Below are 23,642 nucleotides of genomic sequence, written 5' to 3'. Positions count from 1 at the left end.
CAATATGATCGTTTGAACGTTGTTCCACTCCTGCAGGGTGGGGTCGTCGTAATGGAAGGCGACCCCACCTTTCCCATATGGTCGAAACACGCCGCGTCATGCGTCGATGATAGGCTGGAGTTCCATGGTTAGAAGACAACATGGCAATTCTCAAGAGCACGTTACCAAGCATATTTTCGTCACCGGTGGCGTGGTTTCCTCTCTCGGCAAAGGCCTGACCGCCTCCTCCCTCGGCCGCCTGCTCCGTAGCCGTGGCATCAAGGTTTTGCAGCAGAAGCTCGATCCGTACATCAACGTGGATCCGGGCACGATGAATCCGTTCCAGCATGGTGAGGTCTACGTCACCGAAGATGGTGCCGAAACCGATCTCGACATCGGTCACTACGAGCGCTTCCTCGACGTATACCTAAGCCAGAAGGCCAATGTCACCACCGGTCAGATCTATCAGGAGGTGCTGCGCAAGGAACGTGCCGGCGAGTATCTCGGCCAGTGCGTGCAGGTCATTCCGCACATCACCAATGAAATCAAGTCCCGCATGCGTGCCCAGGCCTCCGATGACGTCGACGTGATCATCACCGAGATCGGCGGCACCGTCGGCGATATCGAATCGCAGCCGTTCCTCGAGGCCGCACGCGAAGTGCGTCGCGACCTGGGTGCCGACAACTGCATGTTCGTGCACGTCTCCCTCGTGCCGTACATTGCGGCCGCCCACGAACTCAAGACCAAACCGACCCAGCATTCCGTGATGATGCTGCGCCAGCTCGGCATCTCCCCGGATGCCCTGGTGCTGCGCTCCGACCGCCCGCTCAACCAGTCCATCAAGGACAAGATCTCCCTGATGTGCGACGTGGATTCCGAAGGCGTGGTCAACTGCGTGGATACCCCGAGCATCTACGACGTGCCGAAGACCCTGTTCGACGAGGGGCTCGACGCCTATGTCGTGCGTGAGCTCGGTCTGCCGTTCCACGATGTCGACTGGGATGAGTGGGAGGATCTGCTCGAGCGCGTGCACCATCCGAAGCATGAGGTCAACGTGGCCATCGTCGGCAAGTACATCGACCTGCCGGACGCCTACCTGTCCGTCACCGAGGCCATCAAGGCCGGCGGTTTCGCCAACTGGGCCAAGGTCAATGTCAAGTGGGTGGCCGCCGACAAATGTGCCACCGAGGAAGGTGCGGCAGCCGCACTCGACCAGGTCGACGGCATCGTGATTCCCGGCGGTTTCGGCATCCGTGGCATCGACGGCAAGATCGGTGCACTGCGTTATGCCCGTGAAAACGGGCTGCCTGCCCTTGGTCTGTGCCTCGGCCTGCAGTCCATGGTCATCGAATACGCCCGTGACGTACTCGGCATCGAGGATGCGAATTCTTCCGAATTCGAGCCGGACTGCGCAAATCCGGTCATCGCCACCATGGAGGAGCAGAAGGATATCGTCGCCGGTAACGGCGACATGGGTCACACCATGCGTCTGGGCTCCTATCCGGCCGAGCTGGAGGAAGGCTCCATCGTTGCCGAACTGTACGGCACCACGCATGTCACCGAGCGTCATCGTCATCGTTACGAAGTGAACGTGGCCTACAAGGACCGTCTGCGCGAAGCCGGACTGCGTATTTCAGGCCAAAGCCCCGACGGTGAGCTCACCGAATTCGTGGAACTGCCTCGTGAGGTGCATCCGTTCTTCGTGGCCACTCAGGCCCATCCGGAGTTCAAGTCCCGCCCGACCAAGCCGCATCCGCTGTTCGCGGGTTTGGTCAAGGCCGCACTTGACCACCAGCAGGCACGCTAAGTGAAGGCATTCGGGGGAGTCGATAAATCGGCTCCCCGTTTTGTTATATACATCACGTTGGTCGGAAGCCGAATTTCGAATGGGTCACTGGTATTTAGCCATGCATTCTGTTAGGTTGTCATAGGTACTAATCAGTGAATGGAGGCAGCGTACGGTGGCAGAAAACCAAGCGCCTAACGCCGCGGCTGACGTGGAGATGAGTCAGTATGTGGCTGATCGTTCGCGTGTGAACGAAGACAAGATCAAACAGGATGATGAAATCATCCAGCAGTTCGGTGACTACACCTATGGCTGGCATGATACGGACTTCGCGGGCGAAGCGGCGAAGAAAGGCATCGACGAGAACGTGGTACGTGCCATTTCCGCCGATAAAAACGAGCCGGAATGGATGTTGGAGAAGCGACTTGAGGGGTATCGTGACTTCATCAATCGTCCGATGCCGCAATGGGGCGTCGATCTGAAGGATTTCGACGCGGACGATTTCAAGTACTACGTCAAGCCGATCGACAAACAGGCCACGACCTGGGACGAGCTGCCTGAGGAAATCCGCAGCACCTATGACAAGCTGGGCATTCCGGAAGCCGAAAAGAGCCGCCTTGTTTCCGGCGTCGCCGCACAGTACGAATCCGAAGTCATCTACAACTCGATCCAGAAGGAGCTTTCGGATCAGGGCGTGATCTTCGTCGACACAGACACCGCCGTGCAGCGGTATCCGGAAATCGTCAGGAAATACTTCGGCAAATGCATTCCGAGCAACGACAACAAGTTCTCGGCGCTGAACACCGCCGCATGGTCGGGCGGATCGTTCGTATACGTGCCCAAGGGTGTGCATGTCGACATCCCGCTGCAGGCTTATTTCCGCATTAACACGCCGAATATGGGCCAGTTCGAGCGTACGCTCATCATCGCCGACGAAGGCTCCTATGTGCATTACGTGGAAGGCTGCACCGCTCCGATCTACTCCACCGACTCGTTGCATTCCGGTGTGGTGGAGATCTTCGTGGAGCCGCATGCCCGCGTGCGCTACACCACCGTGCAGAATTGGTCGAACAACGTGTACAATCTGGTGACCCAGCGTGCCTACGTACGTGAGGGAGGCACTATGGAGTGGGTCGACGGCAACATCGGCTCCAAGGCCACCATGAAATATCCGGCCTGCATCCTCGCCGAACCGTACGCCAAGGCCAGCACCATGTCCCTGGGATTCGCCGGCAAGGGGCAATATCAGGATACCGGTGCGAAGATGATCCATCTCGCCCCGCATACCAGCTCCACCATCGTAGCCAAGTCGATTTCCCGCGGCGGCGGCCGTTCCGCCTACCGTGGGCTGGTCAAGATCGTCAAGGGCGCGGAGGGCTCCTCGAACTCGACCGTGTGCGATGCATTGCTGGTCGACGAATTCAGCCGTTCCGACACCTACCCACATGTGGACGTACGTGAGGATGACGTGTCCATGGCGCATGAGGCAACCGTCTCCAAGGTCTCCGAAGACCAGTTGTTCTATCTGATGAGCCGTGGCCTTTCCGAAGACGAGGCCATGGGCATGATCGTGCGTGGCTTCGTGGAGCCGATCAGCCGCGAGCTGCCGATGGAATACGCACTCGAGCTGAATCGACTGGTGGAACTGCAGATGGAAGGATCGGTGGGCTGATCACCATGGCACAAACTCAGGAAATCAACATTCCCGTCGCGGATCCGAACGATTCGTATGCGAATCCGGCGGCCATGCCGTCCTCGGCCGACCGCGCGCCGCGCTCCTTCGACGTGGAGGCCTTCGCCAAGCCCGATCGCACCCAGGAGGATTGGCGTTATACGCCGGTTGAACGTGTTGAGGAATTCTTCGACACGTTCCAGCCTTCCGGCGATACCGAAATCTCCGTCAGCATGATTGACGGAGCGCCATTGGCCGATGGCGCGACCTTCGAGCGGGTCGCATTGGGCGATGCCGGTACCGGCATCGTCTCCAAGCCGAATGACCGCGTCTCCGCCGTGGAGTGGAATTCCGGCAAGCAGGCGACGGTGCTGAAACTCGAAGGTGAGATCGAACAGCCGGTACTGGTCAAAGTGCACGGCAATGGCTTTGATATGGACGCCTTCCATCTGGTCATCATCGCCGCGGACCATGCGCATGCCGATGTGGTCGTGGAACATGACGGCGACGCCCGCATCGCCGAAGGCGTGGAAATCTCCACCGGCAGGGATTCGCACATCTCCACCACGTTCATTCAGGAGTGGAACAAGGGTTCCAAGCAGGTCGGCAATCAGCGCATTCACATGGGGGAGGGCGCCTCGTTGCGTCATTCCGTGGTGACGCTCGGCGGCGACGTGGTTCGCATCCGCATGGATCAGGACTTCGGCGGCGAGCAGGGTGATCTCAACATGCTCGGCATCTACTTCGTGGATCCGGGCGAACACATCGAACATCGCACCATGATCGTGCACAACCATCCCGAATGCAGAAGCCGTGTGGTCTATAAAGGTGCGCTTGACGGCAAGGATGCGCACTCCACATGGGTGGGCAATGCCCTGATCGCGCCGACCGCGCCGGGCACCGATTCCTATGAGCTCAATCGCAATCTGGTGCTTACGCCGGGCGCGATCGCCGATTCGGAACCGAACCTCGAAATCGAGAATGGCAATATCATCGGCGCGGGCCATGCATCGTCCGTCGGACGGTTCGACGATGAGGAGCTGTTCTACCTGCAATCCCGCGGCATTCCGGAGGTCGAGGCACGCAAGCTCGTGGTTCGCGGCTTCTTTGGCGAACTCGTCGAGGAGATCGGCATTCCCGCCATCTCCGAGCATCTGATGACCGTCATCGACAGGCGTCTGACACGCGGCGAAAGCGACGCGATGGCGCAGGTATTGGAAGAGAAGTAAGGAATCGTAGGAGCATAACATGTCAACTCTTGAAATCAAGGATCTCTATGCGCACGTCGAAACCAAGGATGGCATCAAGCCGATCCTCAAAGGCGTGAACCTGACCGTCAACTCCGGTGAGACCCACGCCATCATGGGCCCCAACGGTTCCGGCAAATCCACGCTGGCCTATACGTTGGCCGGCCATCCGAAGTACATCGTCGATTCCGGCCAGGTATTGCTCGACGGAGAGGACATCCTCAAGATGACTCCGGACGAGCGCGCCAAGGCCGGCATCTTCCTCGCCATGCAGTATCCGGTCGAGGTTCCGGGTGTGTCCATGACCAACTTCCTGCGCACCGCCAAGACCGAAGTCGACGGCAAGGCACCAGCCATTCGCACGTGGACCAAGGAACTGACCGAAGCCATGAAGCGTCTGAGAATGGATCCGAAATTCGCCACCCGCTCCGTGAACGAAGGCTTCTCCGGTGGCGAGAAGAAGCGTGCCGAAGTACTGCAGCTCGAACTGCTCAAGCCTAAGTTCGCCATCCTTGATGAAACCGACTCGGGCCTTGACGTCGATGCGTTGCGCATTGTCTCAGAAGGGGTGAACCGCGCCAAAGAGGCCAATCAGTTCGGCATTCTCATGGTGACGCACTACACCCGAATCCTTAAGTACATCAAGCCTGACATCGTACATGTGTTCGCCGCAGGACATTTCGTCAAGACGGGTGGTCCGGAACTTGCCGACGAACTCGAAGAGAAGGGCTACGACGCATATCTGCCGGAAGGCGCCGATTCCGAAAGCGCGCTGGCATGACGGATTTTGCAGCGATTCGTGAGGAATTCCCGATTCTGGACCAGCAGATTCACGGGCATCCGTTGGTGTATCTGGACTCCGCCGCGACCTCGCAGAAACCGCAGTGCGTGATTGACGCGGAGGCGGAATTCTATAGGACGATCAACGCCGGCGTGCACCGCGGTGCCCACGAACTTGCCGCGCGCAGCACCATGGCGTTCGAGGAGGCCCGCGCCAAGATGGCCCGGCTGGTCGGCGCCAATGCGGCGGAAGGCGAGGAGGAGGTCGTCGTCACCTCCGGCGCGACCGCAGGGCTGAATCTGCTGGCCACGGCCTTCGGCAATGCCTCGCTCGGTCGTGGAGGAGCGGCGGCCAAACGCTTCGCCCTCAAGCCGGGTGACGAGATCGTGGTGTCCAAAGCCGAGCATCATTCGGTGTTGCTGCCATTCCAGGAACTGGCGGCCCGCACCAGAGCCAGCCTGAAGTGGTTCGATTTGGACGATGAGGGTCGTATCCGTTCCGATAGCGCCGACGAGGTGATTACCGAACGCACGAAAATCGTCGCCGTCACGCATGTGGGGAACACCACCGGTGCCATCACCGATATCGCACCCATCATCAGGCGTGCGCATGAGGTAGGCGCGGCGTTCATACTTGACGCATGCCAGTCCGTACCGCATCTGAAAGTCGATTTCCATGCTCTGGATGTCGATTTCGCCGCGTGGAGCGCACACAAGATGTACGGTCCGACCGGTGTCGGCTTTCTCTATGGCAAGCGGGACATGCTCGAAGCCCTACCGCCGGCGAATTTCGGCGGATCCATGGTAGAACTCGCATGGATGGACCAGGAAGCGCGGTACATGGAACCTCCGGCACGTTTTGAGGCCGGTACCCAGCCGGTCGCCCAAGTCGTGGCCGCGGGCGTGGCCGCTGATTGGTTGATGTCCATCGGCATGGAGAATCTCGAAGCGCATGAAAGGACCATCACCGACGAACTGCTCGCGCTTGGCGACATCGAAGGTGTCCGCATTCTTGGACCGCGCAGCAATGAGCGTCGCATCGGCACGATCGCGTTCGAGGTGGAGGGCGTGCATCCCCATGATGTCGGCCAGTTCATCGATGCGCAGGGCATCGCCATCCGCGTCGGCCACCACTGCGCGCAGCCGGTGCACCGGCATTTCGGCGTGTATGCTTCCAACCGTGCGTCCAGCGGCATCTACAATGCCGTTGAGGATGCGCAGGCGCTTATCGAAACGGTGAAACAGGTCCGTCCGTTCTTTGGAGTTAAGTAAACCAGTATGAATGAATTTGCAATGTCCGGCGACGATCTCGAGCAGATGTATCAGGAAGTCATTCTTGAGGCGGCCCGTGATCCGCACGGCAAGGAGCATTTTGCGCCTGATTTGGCGTCGGAAAACGCCTCGCAGGCAGGGGATACCATCGTACAGGCGAGTCACGAGTACTGCACGCCCGGCGAATCCCACCAGTTTAATCCGACCTGCGGCGACGAAGCGACCGTGCATGTCGAGGTTTCCGACAACGAACCTCACACTATCGAGCGTCTGGTATGGGACGGCCACGGCTGCTCCATTTCGCAGGCCAGCCTGTCGGTAATGGTCGACCTCGTCGAAGGCAAAAGCGTCGACGAAGCCATGCATCTGGCCGATACCTTTCATCGGTTGATGGAATCACGAGGCAAAGGTCTTGACGATGAGCATGCCGAGGAGGAATTGGAAGACGGCATCGTGTTCCAAGGTGTTTCCAAGTATCCGATGCGCATCAAATGCGCATTGCTCGGCTGGGAAGGCATGAAGGATTCCGTGGCCAAGGCTTTGGCGGCCACGAGCTGATACGGCGGCACGTCGGCGTCCCCGGTGGGGCTGTGTTCGGCGATGAACGAAACGCCGATGACAAACCCGCCCCCGAAGCGATAATCTACTCAACAGCATTATCCGTGAGTGTAATGGAGCGACAATGAGCGAAAACCTGGTGCCCGAGCCGCAGGCCTCCGTGTTTGATTCCGTGGCCAAGGCTTTGGACAATGACGAAGACGCTGCGCGTCGCGTCATGCTTAACCCTAATCTGGCCAAAGGATTCAAGGATGGCAAGCCGGTGGAAGTCGAACATAAGGAGACTCCGCAGCAGGATGCCTGCGGATGCGGTGACCATGCCGGAGCTTGCGGCTGTGAAGACGGGCAGGATGACGGAATCTCGCTGAAGGCCTTCGACGAGATCGGCCGCGCGACCGCAGCCGATGTGAAGGAGGCCCTGCACCAGGTCATCGACCCGGAACTCGGTATCGATGTGATCGATCTGGGATTGGTCTATGGCATCGAAATCGATGAACTTGGTCGTGCCATCATCACCATGACGCTGACTACGCCGGCATGTCCATTGACCGATCTGATTGAAGACGAATGCGCCAGCACCTTGGCAGGTCTGGTCGAGGAATTCCGCATCGATTGGACATGGCAGCCTCGCTGGACCATGGAGAAGATTACGCCGGAGGGCCGCGAGCAGCTGGCGGCCATCGGTTTCAGCTTCGATAATCTGCCGAAATACTGATTGTTCGCCGGTGATTTCCGGAACAATGTGATTGCGTTGCGGCCTGTGCCATGATGCAATGGTTTGTGCAGATGAAGAAAGGCGTGCTCCCGATTGGTTCGGGAACACGCCTTTTTGTTCGTGTTGCGGAGCGTCAGTCGTCGACGACGGTGCCCTTCGGAACCACGGTGATGCCGTCCGGCGTGACCGTGAAGCCACGGGCCAGATCATGCTCGGTATCGATGCCGACGGTCGAATTTTCGGTCAGCACGACATTCTTGTCGAGAATGGCCTTGTATACACGTGCACGACGGTTGATGGTCACATTGTCGAACAGAATCGAATCGACGACCTGCGACCACGAGTGGATGCGCACATTCGGCGACAGTACGGAATGATGCACCTCGCCACCGGAGACGATGACGCCCGGGGAGACGATCGAGTCGGTGGCATGACCCAGACGATCGCGACCGGCATGGACGAACTTCGCCGGCGGCAGGTTGCCGGACAGCGTATAAATCGGCCATTCGGTGTTGTACAGGTTGAATTCGGGCACATAGGAAATCAGGTCCATATGTGCATCGTAGAACTGCCTCAACGTACCCACATCGCGCCAGTAGGCGTGATCGGTCGGCGTGGCCCCCGGAATCTCATTGGAATTGAAATCATAGACGCCGGCCTCATGGCGGGCCGCGAAGTACGGGGCGATGTCACCGCCCATGTCATGCTTGGTGTCCTCGGCCTTCTCGTCAAGCGACAGGGCCTCGAACAGAGCATCGGTGTTGGCTACGTAGTTGCCCATGGAAGCGAGGATGGAATTCGGGTCATCCGGCAGACCGGTGGTGGTCTGCGGCTTCTCCTGGAAGCTCTTGATCATGTTCGGATGCTCTGGGTCGACCTCAATCACGCCGAACTGGTTGGATTGGCTGATTGGCTGACGGATGCCGGCCACGGTGAACTCCGCGCCGGAATCGATATGCTGCTGCACCATCTGCTGGAAGTCCATGCGGTACACGTGATCGGCGCCGACGATGACCACGATGTCCGGCTGTACGTCCTCGATGATGTTGATGGTCTGGTAGATGGCGTCAGCGGAACCCAGATACCAGTGCTTGCCAAGTCGCTGCTGAGCCGGCACAGGGGAGACGTAGTTGCCCAGAAGCGGCGAGAAGCGCCACACCGTCGAAATATGGCGGTCAAGCGAATGTGACTTGTACTGGGTGAGCACGACGGTCTGCATGTAACCGGAATTGACCAGATTGCTCAACGGGAAATCGATCAGACGGAACACGCCGCCAAACGGAACGGCCGGCTTGGCCCTATCCCGGGTCAGGGGCATTAGACGCGTGCCTTCGCCACCTGCAAGTACGATGGAAAGAATTTTCGGATTCTTCGCCATGAGAACTCCTCTCTTAGAGCGTCATATCGACACCGCACAACTTCGTTCGGAATGCTTCTTCGCAAACCGCCTACGCACACAATAATTGCATATTTTCTGCAACTTGCAAGGCATTCGCCCCGCGAGTCTCGAACTTTTTCAAGACTTTTCAGCGAATTGCGGTTGAATAGAAAGCCACGGCGCTCGAAGCCGCTACGTTGAGGCTGTCCACACCGTGGCTCATGGGAATCTTCACGGTGAGGTCCGCATGGGATATCGTATGATGCGACAGGCCATCCCCTTCGGTGCCGAAGATCAACGCCAGCCTGTCGATATGGTCGGTCTCGGCCGGCCCGTTGTTGAGTCTGCGTACCAGTTCGTCCAGGGAGACGGAATCATCCTCCAATGCCATGGCCACGGTGGTGAAACCAAGATCATGCAGTTCCCGCATGCCGGTGAATGGCCAGTAATGTTTGTCATCGCCGCCGATGCGGGTCCACGGAATCTGGAACACCGTACCCATCGACACACGTGCGGCCCTTCGATACAGCGGATCGCCGCAGGAGGGGGTGACCAGCACGGCATCGACATCAAGGGCCGCGGCCGAACGCATCAGCGCACCGACGTTCGTGTGGTCGACGATGTTCTCCATCACCGCGATGCGCCGCGCCCCACGGCATACCTCTTCGACGCTCGGCAGGGTCCAACGCCTCATGGCGGCCAACGCGCCACGGTGCAGACGATATCCGGTCAGCCGCTTGAGCTGTTCCGGAGACGCCACATACACGGGAATGTCTCCGCCCCAATGTTCGTCGATGCAGGCGAAGGTCCGAGACATGCCATCGATCCACGGTTCCTCGACCAGCAGTGAGATCGGCTCGCGTCCGGATGCCAAGGCGCGGTCGATCACCTTGGGTGATTCGGCGATGAACAGTCCCTTGCTCGGCTCCAACCTGTTGCGCAACTGGATTTCAGTGAGATTGGTGTAGGCGGCGACACGCTCGTCGTCGATGGAATCAAGATGGATGAACTGCATTTCGCCGGCTTTCGCTAGATACAAGAAAACCCCTTGTTTCCAAGGGGTTTATCCGGTGTCCGGAGCGGGACTTGAACCCGCACGCCTGTATAAATAGGCACTAGCACCTCAAGCTAGCGCGTCTACCATTCCGCCACCCGGACAGGTGCTTGTTGCTCGCGGCAACGAATGAAAACTATAGCAGCTGATTTCAGCCGTGCAAGTCTCGGCGTGTCGCTCGATTGTCGCCGGCATTGCATGGGGTGATGATAGGCTCGGGAGCTATGACTGAAGCCCTTTTCCTGCTTGATACGGAACATGATGACGTGCCGGTGAACAGCGACGAGCTCAATGCCGGTTGGAAGTTGACGTTGCCCGCTTCGGTACGACGTCATGCGATTCAGGCCATGCGTTTGGAGGACGGCGACGAACTGCAGCTGTCCGATGGCAAAGGGCTTCGCATTCATGCCGTGTTGCGTGATGCGCAGCAAGGCATAGCGGAAGTGCTGCGATTCGGCAGGGAATCCCAGCCGACCATCAGGCTTGCATTGGTGCAGGCATTGGCCAAGACCGGCCATGACGAACAGGCCATCGACACCGCCACGCAGATCGGCGTGGATGAGGTGATTCCATGGCAGGCCGACCGTTCCATCGCCAAGTGGAAAGCGGGGCGCACGGATAGGAAGTGGCGTCAGGTACTGGTCGCGGCGACGGAACAGTCGCGTCGTTCCTGGTCTCCCGAATTGGGGGAGTGCGTGACCAGCAAGCAGGTGGTCGCCATCTGCAGGCGCGCCTGCGTGCACGGGGACTTGGTGATCATTCTGCATCAGGATGCCACGAAAACCTGGATTCAAATCGAGCAGGCCATTGCCGGTCTGTCGGATAAGTGCCTGGAAGACGGCCGTCGGCGTACCATCTATGTGGTGGTCGGTCCGGAGGGCGGCATCAGCGATGCCGAAGTCGCTTCCTTCACCGAGGCCGGCGCCGAAGTGTGCGTGTTGGGGAACAACATTCTGAGGGCTTCGACGGCGGGGCCCGTCGCGTTGTCGTTGCTTGCCCGCGCGCTGGGTCGCTTCGCGTGACGCCGCTGTATGGGGTTTATCCCGGTTGGGCAATAGCATGGAGGCAAAGGTTCGCAAACGAAACGAAGGAGCGTCATGAGCGATTCGGATTGCCTGTTCTGCAAAATCATTGCCGGTGAGATTCCAAGCGAAAAGGTGTATGAGGATGACACCACCTATGCGTTCAGGGATATCAATCCGAAAGCCAAGGTACATGTACTCATCGTGCCGCGTGAGCATTATGCGAACGTCGCCGAACTGGCTGCCGATGATGCCGATCAGCTGGCGCATATGGTCAAGGTCGCGCAGCGGATTGCCGACGACGAATTCCATGGTGACTACCGTCTGATCTTCAACACCGGTCTCGATGCCGGCCAGACCGTATTCCATGTGCACGCCCACGTGCTGACCGGTGAGAAGCTCGACGAATAGTTCCCGTTCCGCTTTCCGACGTCAAAACATAAGAAGAGGTTTTGTGGCTACCACTACACGTACCATCACGATTCCCCGGCAGCTCGATCCGGTGACGGTTCTCGGCCCGATCGACGAGGTGCTCCGCGAAGTCGAGAGGGCATTTCCCGATCTGACCATCATCGTACGGGGCGATCGCATCGCGATCATGTCACGTTCCAAGCAGTCTGAGGCGCAGGCGGCGCAGGCCGAAGATGTGCTCGCCGACATCATTCAGGCCGCGTATACGGCTCCGATGGATGCCGATACCGTGCGGCGCATGCTTGACCAGAACGTACTGAAGAATTCCGTGCGGCAATCCCATCCCGGACACGGGCGTGTGGTGGAGGAGTTGCGTCTGCAGAAGCATGCGCAGGGCGCGGCCATTGCCCGTGACGAAACCGCCGATCGACGTAAGCCGCATGTTCCGGGAGTCATCACCTTCGCCTTGGGCAAGCCGGTACGCGCGAAGACAGCCGGGCAGATCGCCTATGTCAACGCCATCGAATCGCATACCATCACCTTCGCCATCGGTCCGGCAGGCACCGGCAAGACCTATCTGGCCGTGGCCAAGGCCGTACGAGCCTTCCAAGATCGGCAGGTGCGTCGCATCATTCTGACGCGACCGGCCGTGGAGGCGGGAGAGAACCTCGGCTTCCTGCCCGGCACATTGAACGAGAAGGTCGACCCATACCTGCGCCCATTGTACGATGCGTTATCCGACATGCTTGGGGCCGACCAGCTGAAGCGGTATATGGATGACGGCGCCATCGAAGTCGCTCCGCTCGCCTACATGCGTGGACGCACGCTCAACGATGCGTTCGTGATTCTCGACGAGGCGCAGAACACCACGGAACAACAGATGAAGATGTTCCTCACCCGACTTGGTTTCAACACCAAGATGATCATCACCGGAGACGTGACGCAGGTCGATCTGACCGTGCCCAAGTCGGGACTCGCCACCATCGAACGCATCCTGGACGGCATCGACGACATCGCTTTCGCCCACCTTCAGCCGGAAGATGTGGTAAGGCATGCCTTGGTAGGCAAAATCGTCGCGGCCTACGACCGGCATGCGGCCATCGCCGGAGATCACAGCAGACAGGGACGCAGGCACGGCAACGAGATCGAAACAACCGAAAGGAACGAACACGCCGATGAGCGTTGAAGTCACGAACGAAACCATCTGGCAGGTCGACGGCAAGGTCTTTTCGGACCTCGGCGTCTGGGTGATGGACCAGATGCGTGTCAGCACGCAGTCCGACCTGACCATCATGTTCGTGGATCCCGATCCGATCGCCCAGCTGCACATGCGCTGGATGAATCTTGAAGGTCCCACCGACGTGATGAGCTTCCCCATGGACGAACTGCGACCCGGAGACGGGCGGACCGTCATGGAAGGCGTGCTCGGCGACATCGTAATCTGTCCATGGGTCGCAGCGCAGCAGGCGCTCGCAGCCGGCCACAGTACCATGGAGGAAATGATGCTGCTGACCATCCACGGTATTCTGCACCTGCTCGGATACGATCATGTGACCCCGGAGCAGGAACGTCAGATGTTCGGTCTGCAACGGCAACTGCTACTGACGTTTTTCGCACTCCGGCAGGGTGTCGGCGCACAGGCGACATTACCCGCCGGCGCATCGGATGCGCTTGCCGAATGGGACCGTGAGCATGGTTCCGGCCGGCAGATCGCCAAATAGCCCATGCAGGCATAGTGGGAGGAACGACAACCATGGAAGGCATGACCATCGTCATCATCGCCGTGCTGATTATCGTGGCGTTGCTGCTGGTATGGCTGTCGCTGTCGATGGCGGCAACCGAAGGTGCGGTGGCGCGTGTAACCAGGGCCAGCCTGAACAATCTCATTCTTGAGATTCAGACGGACTCCGAAATCTCGCCATTCATCAGGGGCAAGAAGATCAAGCGCATCCATAAGGTGCAGCGACTGGTTTCCGATCGATACGCGACGGCAGGATCCTGCGCGTTCTTTCGTATCACCTGCAATGTGCTCGACGGCGTGCTAGTGGCATGCATCGCGGTGATGTTCGATGCACCGTTGTGGTCCGAGCTGCTATGCGGATTCGTCTTCGCGTTGATCGTGGCCGTGATTTCGTTGCTGGTGCGTCCGCGTAGCGCGGGAGCGTCCAAGCCTGTGGACATCATGCTGCAACATGCCAATGCGGTGTCGGTCGCGACCATGCTGACGCCATTCGCCAAAATCGGAGGGCAGCAGGATTCCAAGCGCCGTAATGGCGACCTTTCCGACGATGAGGAGTTGGAGAAGATCCAGCTCGAACAGGGACGTGCAACCATCGACCGCTTGGTCGAAGCGAACGATTTCGATCCAGAGGTTTCCGAAATGCTACGCAATGTGCTCATGCTCTCGGAAACCCTGACCCGCGAAATCATGGTGCCTCGCACCGATATGATCTGCGTCGAACGAGACGAGACATTGGAGAACATGCTGAAACTCTGTTCCCGTTCCGGTTTCTCCCGGGTGCCGGTCATCGGCGACGACGTCGATGACCTGGTAGGCATCGCCTATCTCAAGGATGCGGTACGGGCGACCGCCTTCAATCCGGCTGCGCTGTCCCGCGATGTGGAATCGATCGTACGCGATCCGATGCTGGTGCCGGAATCCAAGCCGGTCGACGATTTATTCCATCAGATGCAACGCACGCGTCAGCATGTGGCGGTCGTGGTGGACGAGTATGGCGGCATCGCCGGTTTGGTCACCATCGAAGACACCATCGAACAGATCGTGGGCGAGCTTGAAGACGAACATGACCGCACCCAACATGCCGAACCCGAAAGACTGGGGGAGAAGAAGTGGAGCATGCCGGCCCGTACCACCATCGCCGATCTTGAGGAGATCTTCGAAATCGACATCGATGAGGATGATGTCGACACGGTGTACGGCCTGTTGACCAAGCTGTTGGGACGCGTGCCGATCGTCGGCGCATCCGCGGTGACCCGTGGCCTGAGACTGACTGCGGTGAACTCCGCCGGACGGCGTAAGAAGGTGTCCACCATTGTGGTGGAACCGGCGCACGTCGAGGGCGTGGACGAAACTGAACACCAGAACGAAGAACCGAACGACGCTGCCGATCAGGCGTCGAGTAACGACAAGGATTCCAAGGACAAGCATGACTGACCCACACGATATGACCGACTCCACCTCCACCTCCGCGGATTCCGCAGCGCCTGTCCCATATCGTTCCGGATTCGTCGCCGTGGTCGGACGTCCGAATGTGGGCAAGTCCACGCTTATCAATGCATTGATCGGCACGCAGATCGCCATCGCGTCATCCCGTCCGGAAACCACGCGTAAGGCCATCCGAGGCATTCTCACCACCGATAACGCGCAGATCGTGCTGGTGGATACCCCTGGCATTCATCGACCCCGTACGCTGCTCGGCCAGCGTCTCAATGACGTGGTCGACGAGTCCCTGGCAGACGTGGATGCCATCGCGTTCCTGCTGCCGGGAGATCAGGAGATCGGCCCCGGCGATAAGCGTATCCTCAGCCGACTGCGTTCCGAATTCGCGGCGAAGCGCGATGACGGCACGTTCAAGTGGAAGGTGCCTTTGATCGCCATCGTCACCAAAATCGACGAGCTTTCTCGTGAAGGGCTGATCAACAAACTCATCGAAATCAACGAATTCGCTGATTTCACCGATATCGTGCCGGTCAGTGCGCTGAAACACGACAATCTGTCCGAAGTCAGGAACGTGCTTGTGGAGAACATGCCGGAAGGCCCACAGATGTACCCCGCCGAGCAGATTACCGAGGAACGTCCGGAAGACACCATCGCCGAACTGGTGCGTGGCGCGTTCCTTGAGGAGTTGGACGACGAGTTGCCGCATTCGCTGGCCGTGGTCGTGGATTCCATCGAGTATCCGGAAGACAACGAGAGTGGCATGGCCTATGACGGCAAGGCGCAAGTGATCGTATCCATCTATGTGGAGCGTGATTCGCAGAAGCCGATCATTATCGGCAAGGGTGCGGAGCATCTGGTACGTGTCAAGAAGAAGCTGCGCACTCCGGTCAACCGCATCGTCGGCCGGAAGGCCCGGCTTGACCTGCATGTCAAGGTCGCCAAGGGCTGGCAGTCGGATCCTAAGCAGCTCGAGAAGTTGGGCTTCTGATCTGCTTCGTGGCGCTCGGATAACGTGTCGCCTACTACCGAAGAATGTCGTTTCGCGCGGGAAACATGGTGGTGGTCCGCACGAAACGACATTTTGCGATACGACAATGTCGTTCCGCCGCGATTCTTTTCATGTTTTTCGCGGCGGAACGACATTGCAGGGTGATCGTCATGTCGCGAAGGCCTCCATCATGACGATCACAACATGATACGAAGTGATCACTTCTTCTTGGTGTACATCTGCGTATTGAGCAGGGTGGAATAGCGCTTGATCACCTTCGGACGGATCACCTTCATGGAAGCGGTCATCAGACCGTTTTCCTGAGTGAACTCCTCCGGTAGGATGATGAATTTACGCACGGATTCGGCGCGGGATACGCCCTCGTTGGCCTGGTCGACCCACTTCTGCACTTCAGCACGTACCGCCGCATTGTTCGCGGCTTCCTCAAGCGGCATGTCGCGGTTGAGCCCCTTGCTTTCCAGCCACGGACGAAGCGACTCCTCATCCAGCGTGATCAGTGCGGAGATGAAGGGGCGCTTGTCGCCAAGCACCAACGCCTGCGACACGAACTCACAACGCTGAATGACCTCTTCGATCGGGCCGGGGGAGACGTTCTTACCGCCTGCAGTGATGATCAGGTCCTTCTTACGACCGATGATATACAGGAAACCATCATCATCGATGCGGCCAAGGTCGCCCGTGGCGTACCAGCCGTCTTCGACGAAGGAATCCTCGGAAGCCTCCTCGTTCTTGTGGTAGCGCGGGAACACGGCGGTGCCTCTGACCTGAATCTCGTCGTCTTCGGCGATACGCAACTCAAAGCCGGGGAACGCGATGCCGACGGAGCCTTGATGGTACGGTACACCCACCGGATTGAAAGCGCATGGCGCGGTGGTCTCGGTCAGACCATAACCCTCATATACCGGCACGTTTGCGCCGCGGAAGAACGCCATCAGTTCCGGATCAAGCGGAGCGCCGCCGGCTACGATCCACTTGGCGCGGCCGCCGAGCACTTCGCGCAGCGAGGCATAGACCATCGGGTCGAACGCCGCTCGACGTGCCTTGGCCAACGCTCCGGCCTTGCCCTTGGCGCTGACTTCCTTCATATAGTTCTGCGCGGCGACCACGGCCGCGGCGAACGCCACGCCCTTGGCACCGTGACCGGCTTTCTGGGATGCGGCGTTATACACCTTCTCCAATACACGCGGAACCACGATCATCACGGTCGGCTTGGCCACCTGCAGGTCGGTGATCAGCGTCTTGATGCCCTGCGCGATGTAGATGTGCAGCTGGCTGGCCACGCAAATGTAGTTGATGGCACGTGCGAAGGAGTGCGCCTGCGGCAGGAACAGCAACACGGTGTGCCTGCTGTTGCGCAAGAGGTCGGGCATGTATTCCGGCAGGTTCAATGCGGTGGTGCAGTAGTGCTCGTGCGTCATCTCCACGCCCTTGGGGGCCGCCGTGGAACCGGAAGTATATACGATGGAACACAGATCGGTCTTGTGAACGGAATCAATGCGTTCGTCAAGTTCCTCGTCGCTTACGACGGAACCGTATGCCTTGATCTCATCCAGGCCACCGTTTTCGAAACATACGATATGCTCCAGCGTCGGGCACTCATCTTCCGCACCGTCGGCCTTGTCGCGCATGTCCTTGGTCTCGACAACCAGCAGACGGGCATCGGAATTGTTTACGATGTTACGAATTTGCTCGGCGGAATCGGTATCGTAGATGGTCGCCAGCACGCCGCCGCAGGCCATGACCGCCGCGTCGAAGATATCCCACTGATATGAGGTGCGGCACATGAACGCCACACCGTCGCCTTTCCGCAGGCCGTAGTGCAGCAGACCCTTTGCGGTTTCGCGGATTTCGGCAAGGACCTCGTTGCCGGTCTTGGTGATCCACTCGCCGTTCTCCTTATAGGTATAGAGAGGCTCGTCACCCATGCGTTCGGCGCGATCCGCGTAGATGTCGTAGATGGACATGCCATCATCCAACGGCGGGTTGCCTTCCGTTTTCGTGGTCAGCAGGCCCGTTTCGGGGTCAAGGAAGGTCGTTGACAGGAAATTCTGCCCCCATTGTGCGGTATGGGGCAGATCGATATGGTCGTCGGTCGAGACGAGGGTGTCGGGATCGTTGTAATCGGGGGTGTTGCCGGAGTCGTCGCTGACCGGATGGACGAAATCACCTCCCAGACGCAACGCCTTCTGCGTGAGATTGGCGGCTTGCTTGCTTAACGAGGTGATGACAGACACGTAACGCTCCTTGGCCCTACTTACAATATATGACTTGGTATCTGTGTAGGAATGATAATCCCTCAACCGCGACACGTCACCTTACGGTAGCGTAAGGAAGTGTTATGATTGCGCCGTTTTGGGCCATATTCGACAGATGCCTCATATTCGACAGATGAAATTTCGCTCCGGGATAGGTGTGACCTACGTTACACTGTTGCGCTGTATCTGTTCAATAGATTTCTTTAACGAGGAAGAAAGGGCACCTATGGCTGAAACACCAGAAGCCACCGTGGCCTTCGGAGTGCTCAACGAGACCTCCGAACACGAGTCCCGTGTTGCTCTGACACCGGATATCGTAACAAGATTGCGTAAGGCAGGCGTTACGTGCCTGATCGAATCCGGTGCGGGAGCCGCATCGCATTACGTTGATGCGGATTATGTCAAGGCCGGGGCACAGGTCGTCTCCGCCGCCGACGTGATTGCACGCGCCGATGTGCTCGGTTTTGTCGATCGCCCAAGCAATGAGCTGCTGAGCCGCGTGAAGAGGGGCACGTGGGTCATCGGCATGCTCGGATCGTTCACCGACGCCGATTACGTGGCCGCACTTGACAACGCCGGCCTGGTCGGCGTCGCCATGGAAAAGCTGCCGCGTCAGCTGAGTTCGGCTCAGTCCATGGACGAGATGACCTCGCAGAACTCCGTGATGGGCTACAAGGCCGCCATCGTCGCCGCCGACGCGTACGGCTCCTTCCTGCCGATGATGACCACCGCCGCCGGCACCATACGACCGGCCAAGGTACTCGTCCTGGGTGCCGGCATCGCCGGACTGCAGGCCATTGGCACCGCCAAGCGTCTTGGCGCGGTCGTGACCGCGTATGACGTCCGTCCGGCTTCCAAGGGTGAAGTCGAATCGCTGGGCGCTAAATTCCTGGATCTTGGTCTTGATTTCTCCAAGGGGCAGGGCGAAGGCGGTTACGCCCGTGCGCTGAGCGCCGAGGAGCAGGCTCAGCAGCAGGCCGCCGTCGACCAGAAGGCCGCCGGATTCGATATCGTCATCACCACGGCCAAGGTTCCGGGACGTAAGCCTCCGGTCCTGCTGACCCGCGCCGGTGTGGCGGGTCTGCACCGCGGTGCCGTGATCGTCGATTGTGCCGCCAGCGATCTGGGCGGCAATGTCGAGGGTTCGGCCGTCGGCACCCAGGTGACCGAAGGCGGCGTGACCATCATCGGTGCGCCATACCTGGCAAGTGGCGTGGCCACCACCGCGTCCAACCTGCTGAGCCGCAATGTGGCCGACGTGCTCGCGCACTTCGTACGTGATGGCAGGCTCGTCATCGATCTCAATGAGGAACTTGACAATGCCATGGTCGTCGCCGGCCGCGGCGAAGAAGCCAAGAAGGAAGAAGAGTAAGGAAGAACGATGGATATCGTCGTTGCAATCACGCTGTTCGTCCTCGCGCTGCTCATCGGCGTAGAGGTCATCGGCAAGGTACCTGCCACCTTGCACACCCCGCTCATGTCGGGCGCCAACTCCATCCATGGCATTGTCATTGCCGGCGTCGTCATCGTCGCCGCGCATGCCACCAGTCCGCTCGCCTGGGTATTCATCTTCCTGGCCGCCGTGCTGGGCACCATGAACGTCGTAGGCGGTTACGTGGTCACCGACCGCATGCTGGAGATGTTCAAGTCCGATAAGGGCAAGAAGAAGGAAGAGGAGGCCAAATAAATGGGTACTCTGGCCGAAATGCTGAGCACTCCGCTCGGTGTCGTCGAATGGTTCGTCTACCTGCTGGCCGCCGTGATGTTTGTCATCGGTCTGCATCTGATGAATTCCCCGAAGACCGCTCGCAAGGGCAACATGGTCTCCGCGATCGGCATGGCCATGGCTGTCGTCATGGCGTTCATCGTGCTGTTCGCGGGTGAGGTCTCCAACGGATTCAAGCACTCCGTGGCCGTAGTCGTGCTGATCGTAGGCATTGTCATCGGTGCCGTCGCCGGCGTGGTCTCCGCAAAGAAAGTGCAGATGACCGACATGCCGCAGCTGGTCTCCGTGTTCAATACCGTAGGCGGTGGCGCCGCGGCGCTCGTGGCGTTGAACGACATCCTGACCTCCGATGGCGCTCCGTCCCTCGTGGTGCTGATCACCGCAGGTCTGGGCATCGTCATCGGTTCCGTCACGTTCTCCGGCTCTCTTATCGCAGCCGGCAAGCTGCAGGGCATCAAGTTCATCAAGAAGCTCACCCTGCCGGGCAAGAGCGTCTGGAACGTCGTGTTCATCATCCTGACCGTCGCCTCCTTCGTAATGCTGTGCGTGCAGCCGGAACAGCGTCTGCTGTGGTCGATTCTCGCCACCGTGTTCGCTCTGTGCTACGGCCTCGTCTTCGTCATCCCGATCGGTGGCGCCGATATGCCGGTCGTCATCTCCGTGCTCAATGCATGCACCGGTACCGCAGTGGCCATGTCCGGCCTTGCCATCAACAACATCGCCCTGATCGTGGCCGGCGCCCTCGTCGGCGCGGCCGGCGTGACCTTGTCCATCGCCATGTCCAAGGCCATGAACCGTCCGTTGCTGTCCGTGCTGGCCGGCGGTTTCGGCGGATCCAGCTCCGTCGCCGCAGGCGAAGGTCCGGAGGGTACCATGAAGGAGACCTCCGCCGATGATCTTGCCGTGCAGCTGGTCTATGCCGAGAAGGTCATCTTCGTGCCGGGCTTCGGTCTGGCCCAGGCTCAGGCGCAGCGCGAGCTCGCCGATCTTGGCGTCCTCCTCAAGGACCATGGCGTCGAGGTCTCCTATGCCATCCACCCGGTGGCTGGCCGTATGCCCGGTCATATGAACGTGCTGCTCGCCGAAGCCAACGTGCCGTACGAGGAGCTCGTCGATCTGGATGACATCAATCCGCAGTTCCCGCAGGCCAATGTCGCCCTTGTCGTCGGCGCCAACGATGTGACCAATCCGGCTGCCCGCAAGCCGGGCACCCCGGTCTCCGGCATGCCGATCCTCGACGTGGACAAGGCGCAGAACGTGGTGGTCATGAAGCGTGGCCGTGGCACCGGTTACGCCGGCATTCAGAACGAGTTGTATTTCGAAGACAACACGCAGATGCTGTTCGGCGACGCCAAGGCGAGCCTGCAGGCCGTCATCGCTGCCGTCAAGGAACTGATCAACTAGCATCATAACGAAGCGTTATCCGCTTGGGGATGCATATGCCGATCATGCAAGGTCCTCCCCCTAGGGGGAGGACCTTGTTGTATCTGTGGGCTATGACTCGAGCTCGTCGAACATCGGACGCGCCATTGCGGCGAACGGCAGAATCGCCAGTGACGAACCCAAGAGGATCAGCCAGACTGGCAGGCATCCGTGCAGCCAGCCGTATGCCATCTGTCCAAGTGGTTGGGAGCATGTGGCCACGGAGGTGACCAAGGCCATCACTTTGCCGGTCATGGATTCCGGGGTCTTGAATTGGATGGTCGGAAACGTGATGAGGTTCAGGAAATCAACGGCGACCATACCAATCGCCAAACAGCCGGTGAGTACCAGCAGTCGCGTCCATGCATCGACCGGCATCATGAACGAGATGGCCGGTGGCAGGATCAGAAGACCTTCAATGCATAGCGAAAGAGAGGCATGCCGGGGCCGTAGGCGCGTTGCGCATACCCCGGCGACGAACGTGCCGATGAGGCCCGCAATGCCGACGATGCCGTCGCAGGTGCCGTAGACGGCAGCGTCGAAACCGAGCGTGTTCCGTACGATGAACGGGAAACTCACCGAACTGAAACCGACCAGAATGAAATTCAGCCACGCACACAGCGCAATCAGTCTCAGTAGTGCCGGTTGCTCGCGAATCAGGAACAGGAAGGCGATTCTCAGGTCGCCGATAGGCGAAAACGGCTTTTCCCCGTCAGACTCGGCACGTGGGGATTCGAGATGGATGCGGCATTCGACGAGGGCCGCCACTGCGAAGCAGAGCGCGGTAATGGTCATCATGAGACGGATGCCGAAGCATGCATACAAGATACCGCCTATGAAGCTGGGAATCAGATTGCTGAGCTGCTGCACCTGATTGATGACGGCCATGCCTTGCCGCAAGGTCCCTGCGCCATAACGTTTGAACATCTGAGGGAGCGCCGCCTGTACGGTCGGCGTCTCCAAAGCGTCCAGAACGGCCAAGGTGATCTGCACGCCCGCAATGACGGTGATGCTGAAGCCTACCCGGGTGATCCAGATCAGCGAGAGAACGGTGACGATACCGGATAATACATCCAGCCCCACCATCATGGTGCGTCGGTTGATGCGATCGGACAGTACGCCGCCAAAAGGGCCGATGATGATCGTCGGGATGACGGAAACCGCAAGTACCGTCGCGAAGGCCGTCGGGGAACCGGTCGCATCCAGCACCCACATCGACATGGCGAATCGTAGCATGGTGTTGCCGAATAGCGAGATGCCTTGACCTGCGACCAATGCAATGAACGTAGAGGTAAGTAGAGGGGATCGGGTTTCTCTGAACATGGAGGACCTTTCTGGTGAGGATGTGATACATACCGACCGACGGTATGTATCAATGAGAAGGCGAAACGCATTGCGTCGAAGGATAGGCTGAGTGGCGTTTGCGGCGACTATGGTTCGGCGATGTGCTCCGGTTTTGCGTTGAGCATGGCGATCCCTTTCGCCAGGGCGTCGATTTCGGGGGAATCGGGATCGAACAGCGGCAGTCCGATCGCGGTGAGCATGGTCAGGAGGCATCGGATGCGGTGTTTCAATTCGTCCGTAGTGGCTGGATAGAACATCGGTGCGAGCCAATAGTTGGACAGCAACGCCAGTAATTCGGCCGCCTCTCTTGGATACTGCGTGGTGATGGAACCGTCCGTGATGCCATCTTCGATGCATTGACGGAACATGTCGGCATTCGTGGTTCGCCAGTACTTGAGGTTTTCGGACAGCATCTTCGGGTCGTTAAGCAGGGGAAACGCATCGCGCATGAGCAGCATGTGCTCCTGGTCGGTGGCGTTGGCAAGCAGCCAGTGCTGAATCTTCTGCAGTCCGTTCAGGGAATCGTCGTCAAGCGGTAGGGTGGCGTTGACCCGTGCGGTATCGACTTCGGTAAGTGCGTAGAGAATGGCGGCCTTACTGGGGAAGTGGTGGTAGATGGCGCCCTTGCTCAGGTCGCCGAGTTCGTTGATGATGTCTTGGATGGAGGTGCGCTCGTAGCCCTGCCTGGCGAACAGCGTTCGTGCGGCGTCAAGGATGCGCTGACGTGTTACTTCGGGGTGTGCGTTGCGTGCCATCTGCCACCTGCCACATGATTGATCGGTGATGTTGGCACAATTATACATACCAGCGGTCGGTATTGATGACGAAGGC

Annotated in this window: 21 protein-coding genes and 1 tRNA gene; 16 read left to right on the top strand and 6 right to left on the bottom strand. The window is 59.1% G+C overall.

The window, feature by feature from the left end:
• Window positions 1-124: 124 nt before the first annotated feature.
• The 7 genes from HMPREF1494_RS00465 (at window position 125) to HMPREF1494_RS00435 (ending at window position 8,009) form a co-directional block, all read left to right on the top strand.
• Complete coding sequence (locus HMPREF1494_RS00465; protein ID WP_034518279.1) at window positions 125-1,786, top strand: CTP synthase; 1,662 nt, start codon at window positions 125-127, stop codon at window positions 1,784-1,786.
• A gap of 196 nt (window positions 1,787-1,982) precedes the next feature.
• On the top strand, window positions 1,983-3,437 hold the full coding sequence (gene sufB / locus HMPREF1494_RS00460) for a Fe-S cluster assembly protein SufB (RefSeq protein WP_129879423.1): 1,455 nt from the start codon (window positions 1,983-1,985) through the stop codon (window positions 3,435-3,437).
• A gap of 5 nt (window positions 3,438-3,442) precedes the next feature.
• A complete protein-coding gene (gene sufD / locus HMPREF1494_RS00455) occupies window positions 3,443-4,666 on the top strand; it encodes a Fe-S cluster assembly protein SufD (RefSeq protein WP_034518262.1) in 1,224 nt (407 codons plus the stop codon).
• A 19-nt stretch (window positions 4,667-4,685) separates the two neighbouring features.
• A complete protein-coding gene (gene sufC, locus HMPREF1494_RS00450; protein WP_003840334.1) occupies window positions 4,686-5,465 on the top strand; it encodes a Fe-S cluster assembly ATPase SufC in 780 nt (259 codons plus the stop codon).
• Entirely contained in the window at window positions 5,462-6,736 is a 1,275-nt protein-coding gene (locus HMPREF1494_RS00445; protein WP_034518259.1) for a cysteine desulfurase, read from the top strand. Before sufC ends, HMPREF1494_RS00445 begins: the two co-directional genes overlap by 4 nt.
• Window positions 6,737-6,742: 6 nt before the next feature.
• The gene (gene sufU, locus HMPREF1494_RS00440) at window positions 6,743-7,294 is read left to right on the top strand and encodes a Fe-S cluster assembly sulfur transfer protein SufU (RefSeq protein ID WP_034518256.1); all 552 of its coding nucleotides are present in this window, start codon (window positions 6,743-6,745) and stop codon (window positions 7,292-7,294) included.
• A 124-nt stretch (window positions 7,295-7,418) separates the two neighbouring features.
• Complete coding sequence (locus HMPREF1494_RS00435; RefSeq protein WP_003840329.1) at window positions 7,419-8,009, top strand: metal-sulfur cluster assembly factor; 591 nt, start codon at window positions 7,419-7,421, stop codon at window positions 8,007-8,009.
• 133 nt (window positions 8,010-8,142) lie between these two features.
• On the opposite strand, the gene glgC is transcribed toward HMPREF1494_RS00435, so the two are convergent.
• From glgC to HMPREF1494_RS00420, 3 genes are all read right to left on the bottom strand, one after another.
• Entirely contained in the window at window positions 8,143-9,387 is a 1,245-nt protein-coding gene (gene glgC, locus HMPREF1494_RS00430; protein ID WP_003840326.1) for a glucose-1-phosphate adenylyltransferase, read from the bottom strand.
• Between the two features lie 148 nt (window positions 9,388-9,535).
• Entirely contained in the window at window positions 9,536-10,402 is an 867-nt protein-coding gene (locus tag HMPREF1494_RS00425) for a TrmH family RNA methyltransferase (protein WP_034518378.1), read from the bottom strand.
• Window positions 10,403-10,458: 56 nt separating this feature from the next.
• A tRNA-Leu gene (locus tag HMPREF1494_RS00420) sits at window positions 10,459-10,545 on the bottom strand.
• A gap of 120 nt (window positions 10,546-10,665) precedes the next feature.
• On the opposite strand from HMPREF1494_RS00420, the gene HMPREF1494_RS00415 reads away from it, so the two are divergent.
• From HMPREF1494_RS00415 to era, 6 genes are all read left to right on the top strand, one after another.
• Complete coding sequence (locus tag HMPREF1494_RS00415) at window positions 10,666-11,463, top strand: 16S rRNA (uracil(1498)-N(3))-methyltransferase (RefSeq protein WP_012902115.1); 798 nt, start codon at window positions 10,666-10,668, stop codon at window positions 11,461-11,463.
• A 75-nt stretch (window positions 11,464-11,538) separates the two neighbouring features.
• Window positions 11,539-11,874 carry a histidine triad nucleotide-binding protein gene (locus HMPREF1494_RS00410; protein WP_003840321.1) on the top strand — a complete coding sequence of 112 codons (336 nt, stop codon included), beginning with the start codon at window positions 11,539-11,541 and terminating at the stop codon, window positions 11,872-11,874.
• A 43-nt stretch (window positions 11,875-11,917) separates the two neighbouring features.
• Window positions 11,918-13,060, top strand: a complete 1,143-nt coding sequence (locus tag HMPREF1494_RS00405) for a PhoH family protein (protein ID WP_003840319.1) — start codon at window positions 11,918-11,920, stop codon at window positions 13,058-13,060.
• Complete coding sequence (gene ybeY / locus HMPREF1494_RS00400) at window positions 13,050-13,595, top strand: rRNA maturation RNase YbeY (protein WP_003841893.1); 546 nt, start codon at window positions 13,050-13,052, stop codon at window positions 13,593-13,595. The genes HMPREF1494_RS00405 and ybeY overlap by 11 nt, the downstream gene beginning before the upstream one ends.
• Before the next feature lie 32 nt (window positions 13,596-13,627).
• Window positions 13,628-15,049 (top strand): hemolysin family protein, encoded by a 1,422-nt coding sequence (locus HMPREF1494_RS00395; RefSeq protein ID WP_034518250.1) that lies wholly within the window; start codon window positions 13,628-13,630, stop codon window positions 15,047-15,049.
• Window positions 15,042-16,043, top strand: coding sequence for a GTPase Era (gene era, locus HMPREF1494_RS00390; protein ID WP_034518245.1), 1,002 nt, complete (start codon window positions 15,042-15,044; stop codon window positions 16,041-16,043). The genes HMPREF1494_RS00395 and era overlap by 8 nt, the downstream gene beginning before the upstream one ends.
• A gap of 218 nt (window positions 16,044-16,261) precedes the next feature.
• Here the strand turns inward: era and HMPREF1494_RS00385 are convergent, their stop codons facing one another.
• A complete protein-coding gene (locus HMPREF1494_RS00385; RefSeq protein ID WP_012902117.1) occupies window positions 16,262-18,298 on the bottom strand; it encodes an AMP-dependent synthetase/ligase in 2,037 nt (678 codons plus the stop codon).
• 247 nt (window positions 18,299-18,545) lie between these two features.
• On the opposite strand from HMPREF1494_RS00385, the gene HMPREF1494_RS00380 reads away from it, so the two are divergent.
• From HMPREF1494_RS00380 to HMPREF1494_RS00370, 3 genes are read left to right on the top strand one after another with little or no spacing between them, the layout of a single operon-like run.
• Complete coding sequence (locus HMPREF1494_RS00380; RefSeq protein WP_012902118.1) at window positions 18,546-19,691, top strand: NAD(P) transhydrogenase subunit alpha; 1,146 nt, start codon at window positions 18,546-18,548, stop codon at window positions 19,689-19,691.
• A 9-nt stretch (window positions 19,692-19,700) separates the two neighbouring features.
• The gene (locus HMPREF1494_RS00375; protein WP_003809446.1) at window positions 19,701-20,006 is read left to right on the top strand and encodes an NAD(P) transhydrogenase subunit alpha; all 306 of its coding nucleotides are present in this window, start codon (window positions 19,701-19,703) and stop codon (window positions 20,004-20,006) included.
• Window positions 20,007-21,449 carry an NAD(P)(+) transhydrogenase (Re/Si-specific) subunit beta gene (locus tag HMPREF1494_RS00370; protein ID WP_003840307.1) on the top strand — a complete coding sequence of 481 codons (1,443 nt, stop codon included), beginning with the start codon at window positions 20,007-20,009 and terminating at the stop codon, window positions 21,447-21,449.
• A 90-nt stretch (window positions 21,450-21,539) separates the two neighbouring features.
• On the opposite strand, the gene HMPREF1494_RS00365 is transcribed toward HMPREF1494_RS00370, so the two are convergent.
• Both HMPREF1494_RS00365 and HMPREF1494_RS00360 read right to left on the bottom strand, forming a co-directional pair.
• Window positions 21,540-22,790, bottom strand: coding sequence for an MFS transporter (locus HMPREF1494_RS00365; protein WP_034518242.1), 1,251 nt, complete (start codon window positions 22,788-22,790; stop codon window positions 21,540-21,542).
• 107 nt (window positions 22,791-22,897) lie between these two features.
• The gene (locus tag HMPREF1494_RS00360) at window positions 22,898-23,566 is read right to left on the bottom strand and encodes a TetR/AcrR family transcriptional regulator (protein WP_003840304.1); all 669 of its coding nucleotides are present in this window, start codon (window positions 23,564-23,566) and stop codon (window positions 22,898-22,900) included.
• Between the last annotated feature and the right edge of the window lie 76 nt (window positions 23,567-23,642).

This window comes from Bifidobacterium sp. MSTE12, assembly GCF_000513015.1.
GTDB classification, from domain to species: Bacteria; Actinomycetota; Actinomycetes; order Actinomycetales; family Bifidobacteriaceae; genus Bifidobacterium; species Bifidobacterium dentium.
This window is presented reverse-complemented; position numbering and strand designations above follow the sequence as displayed.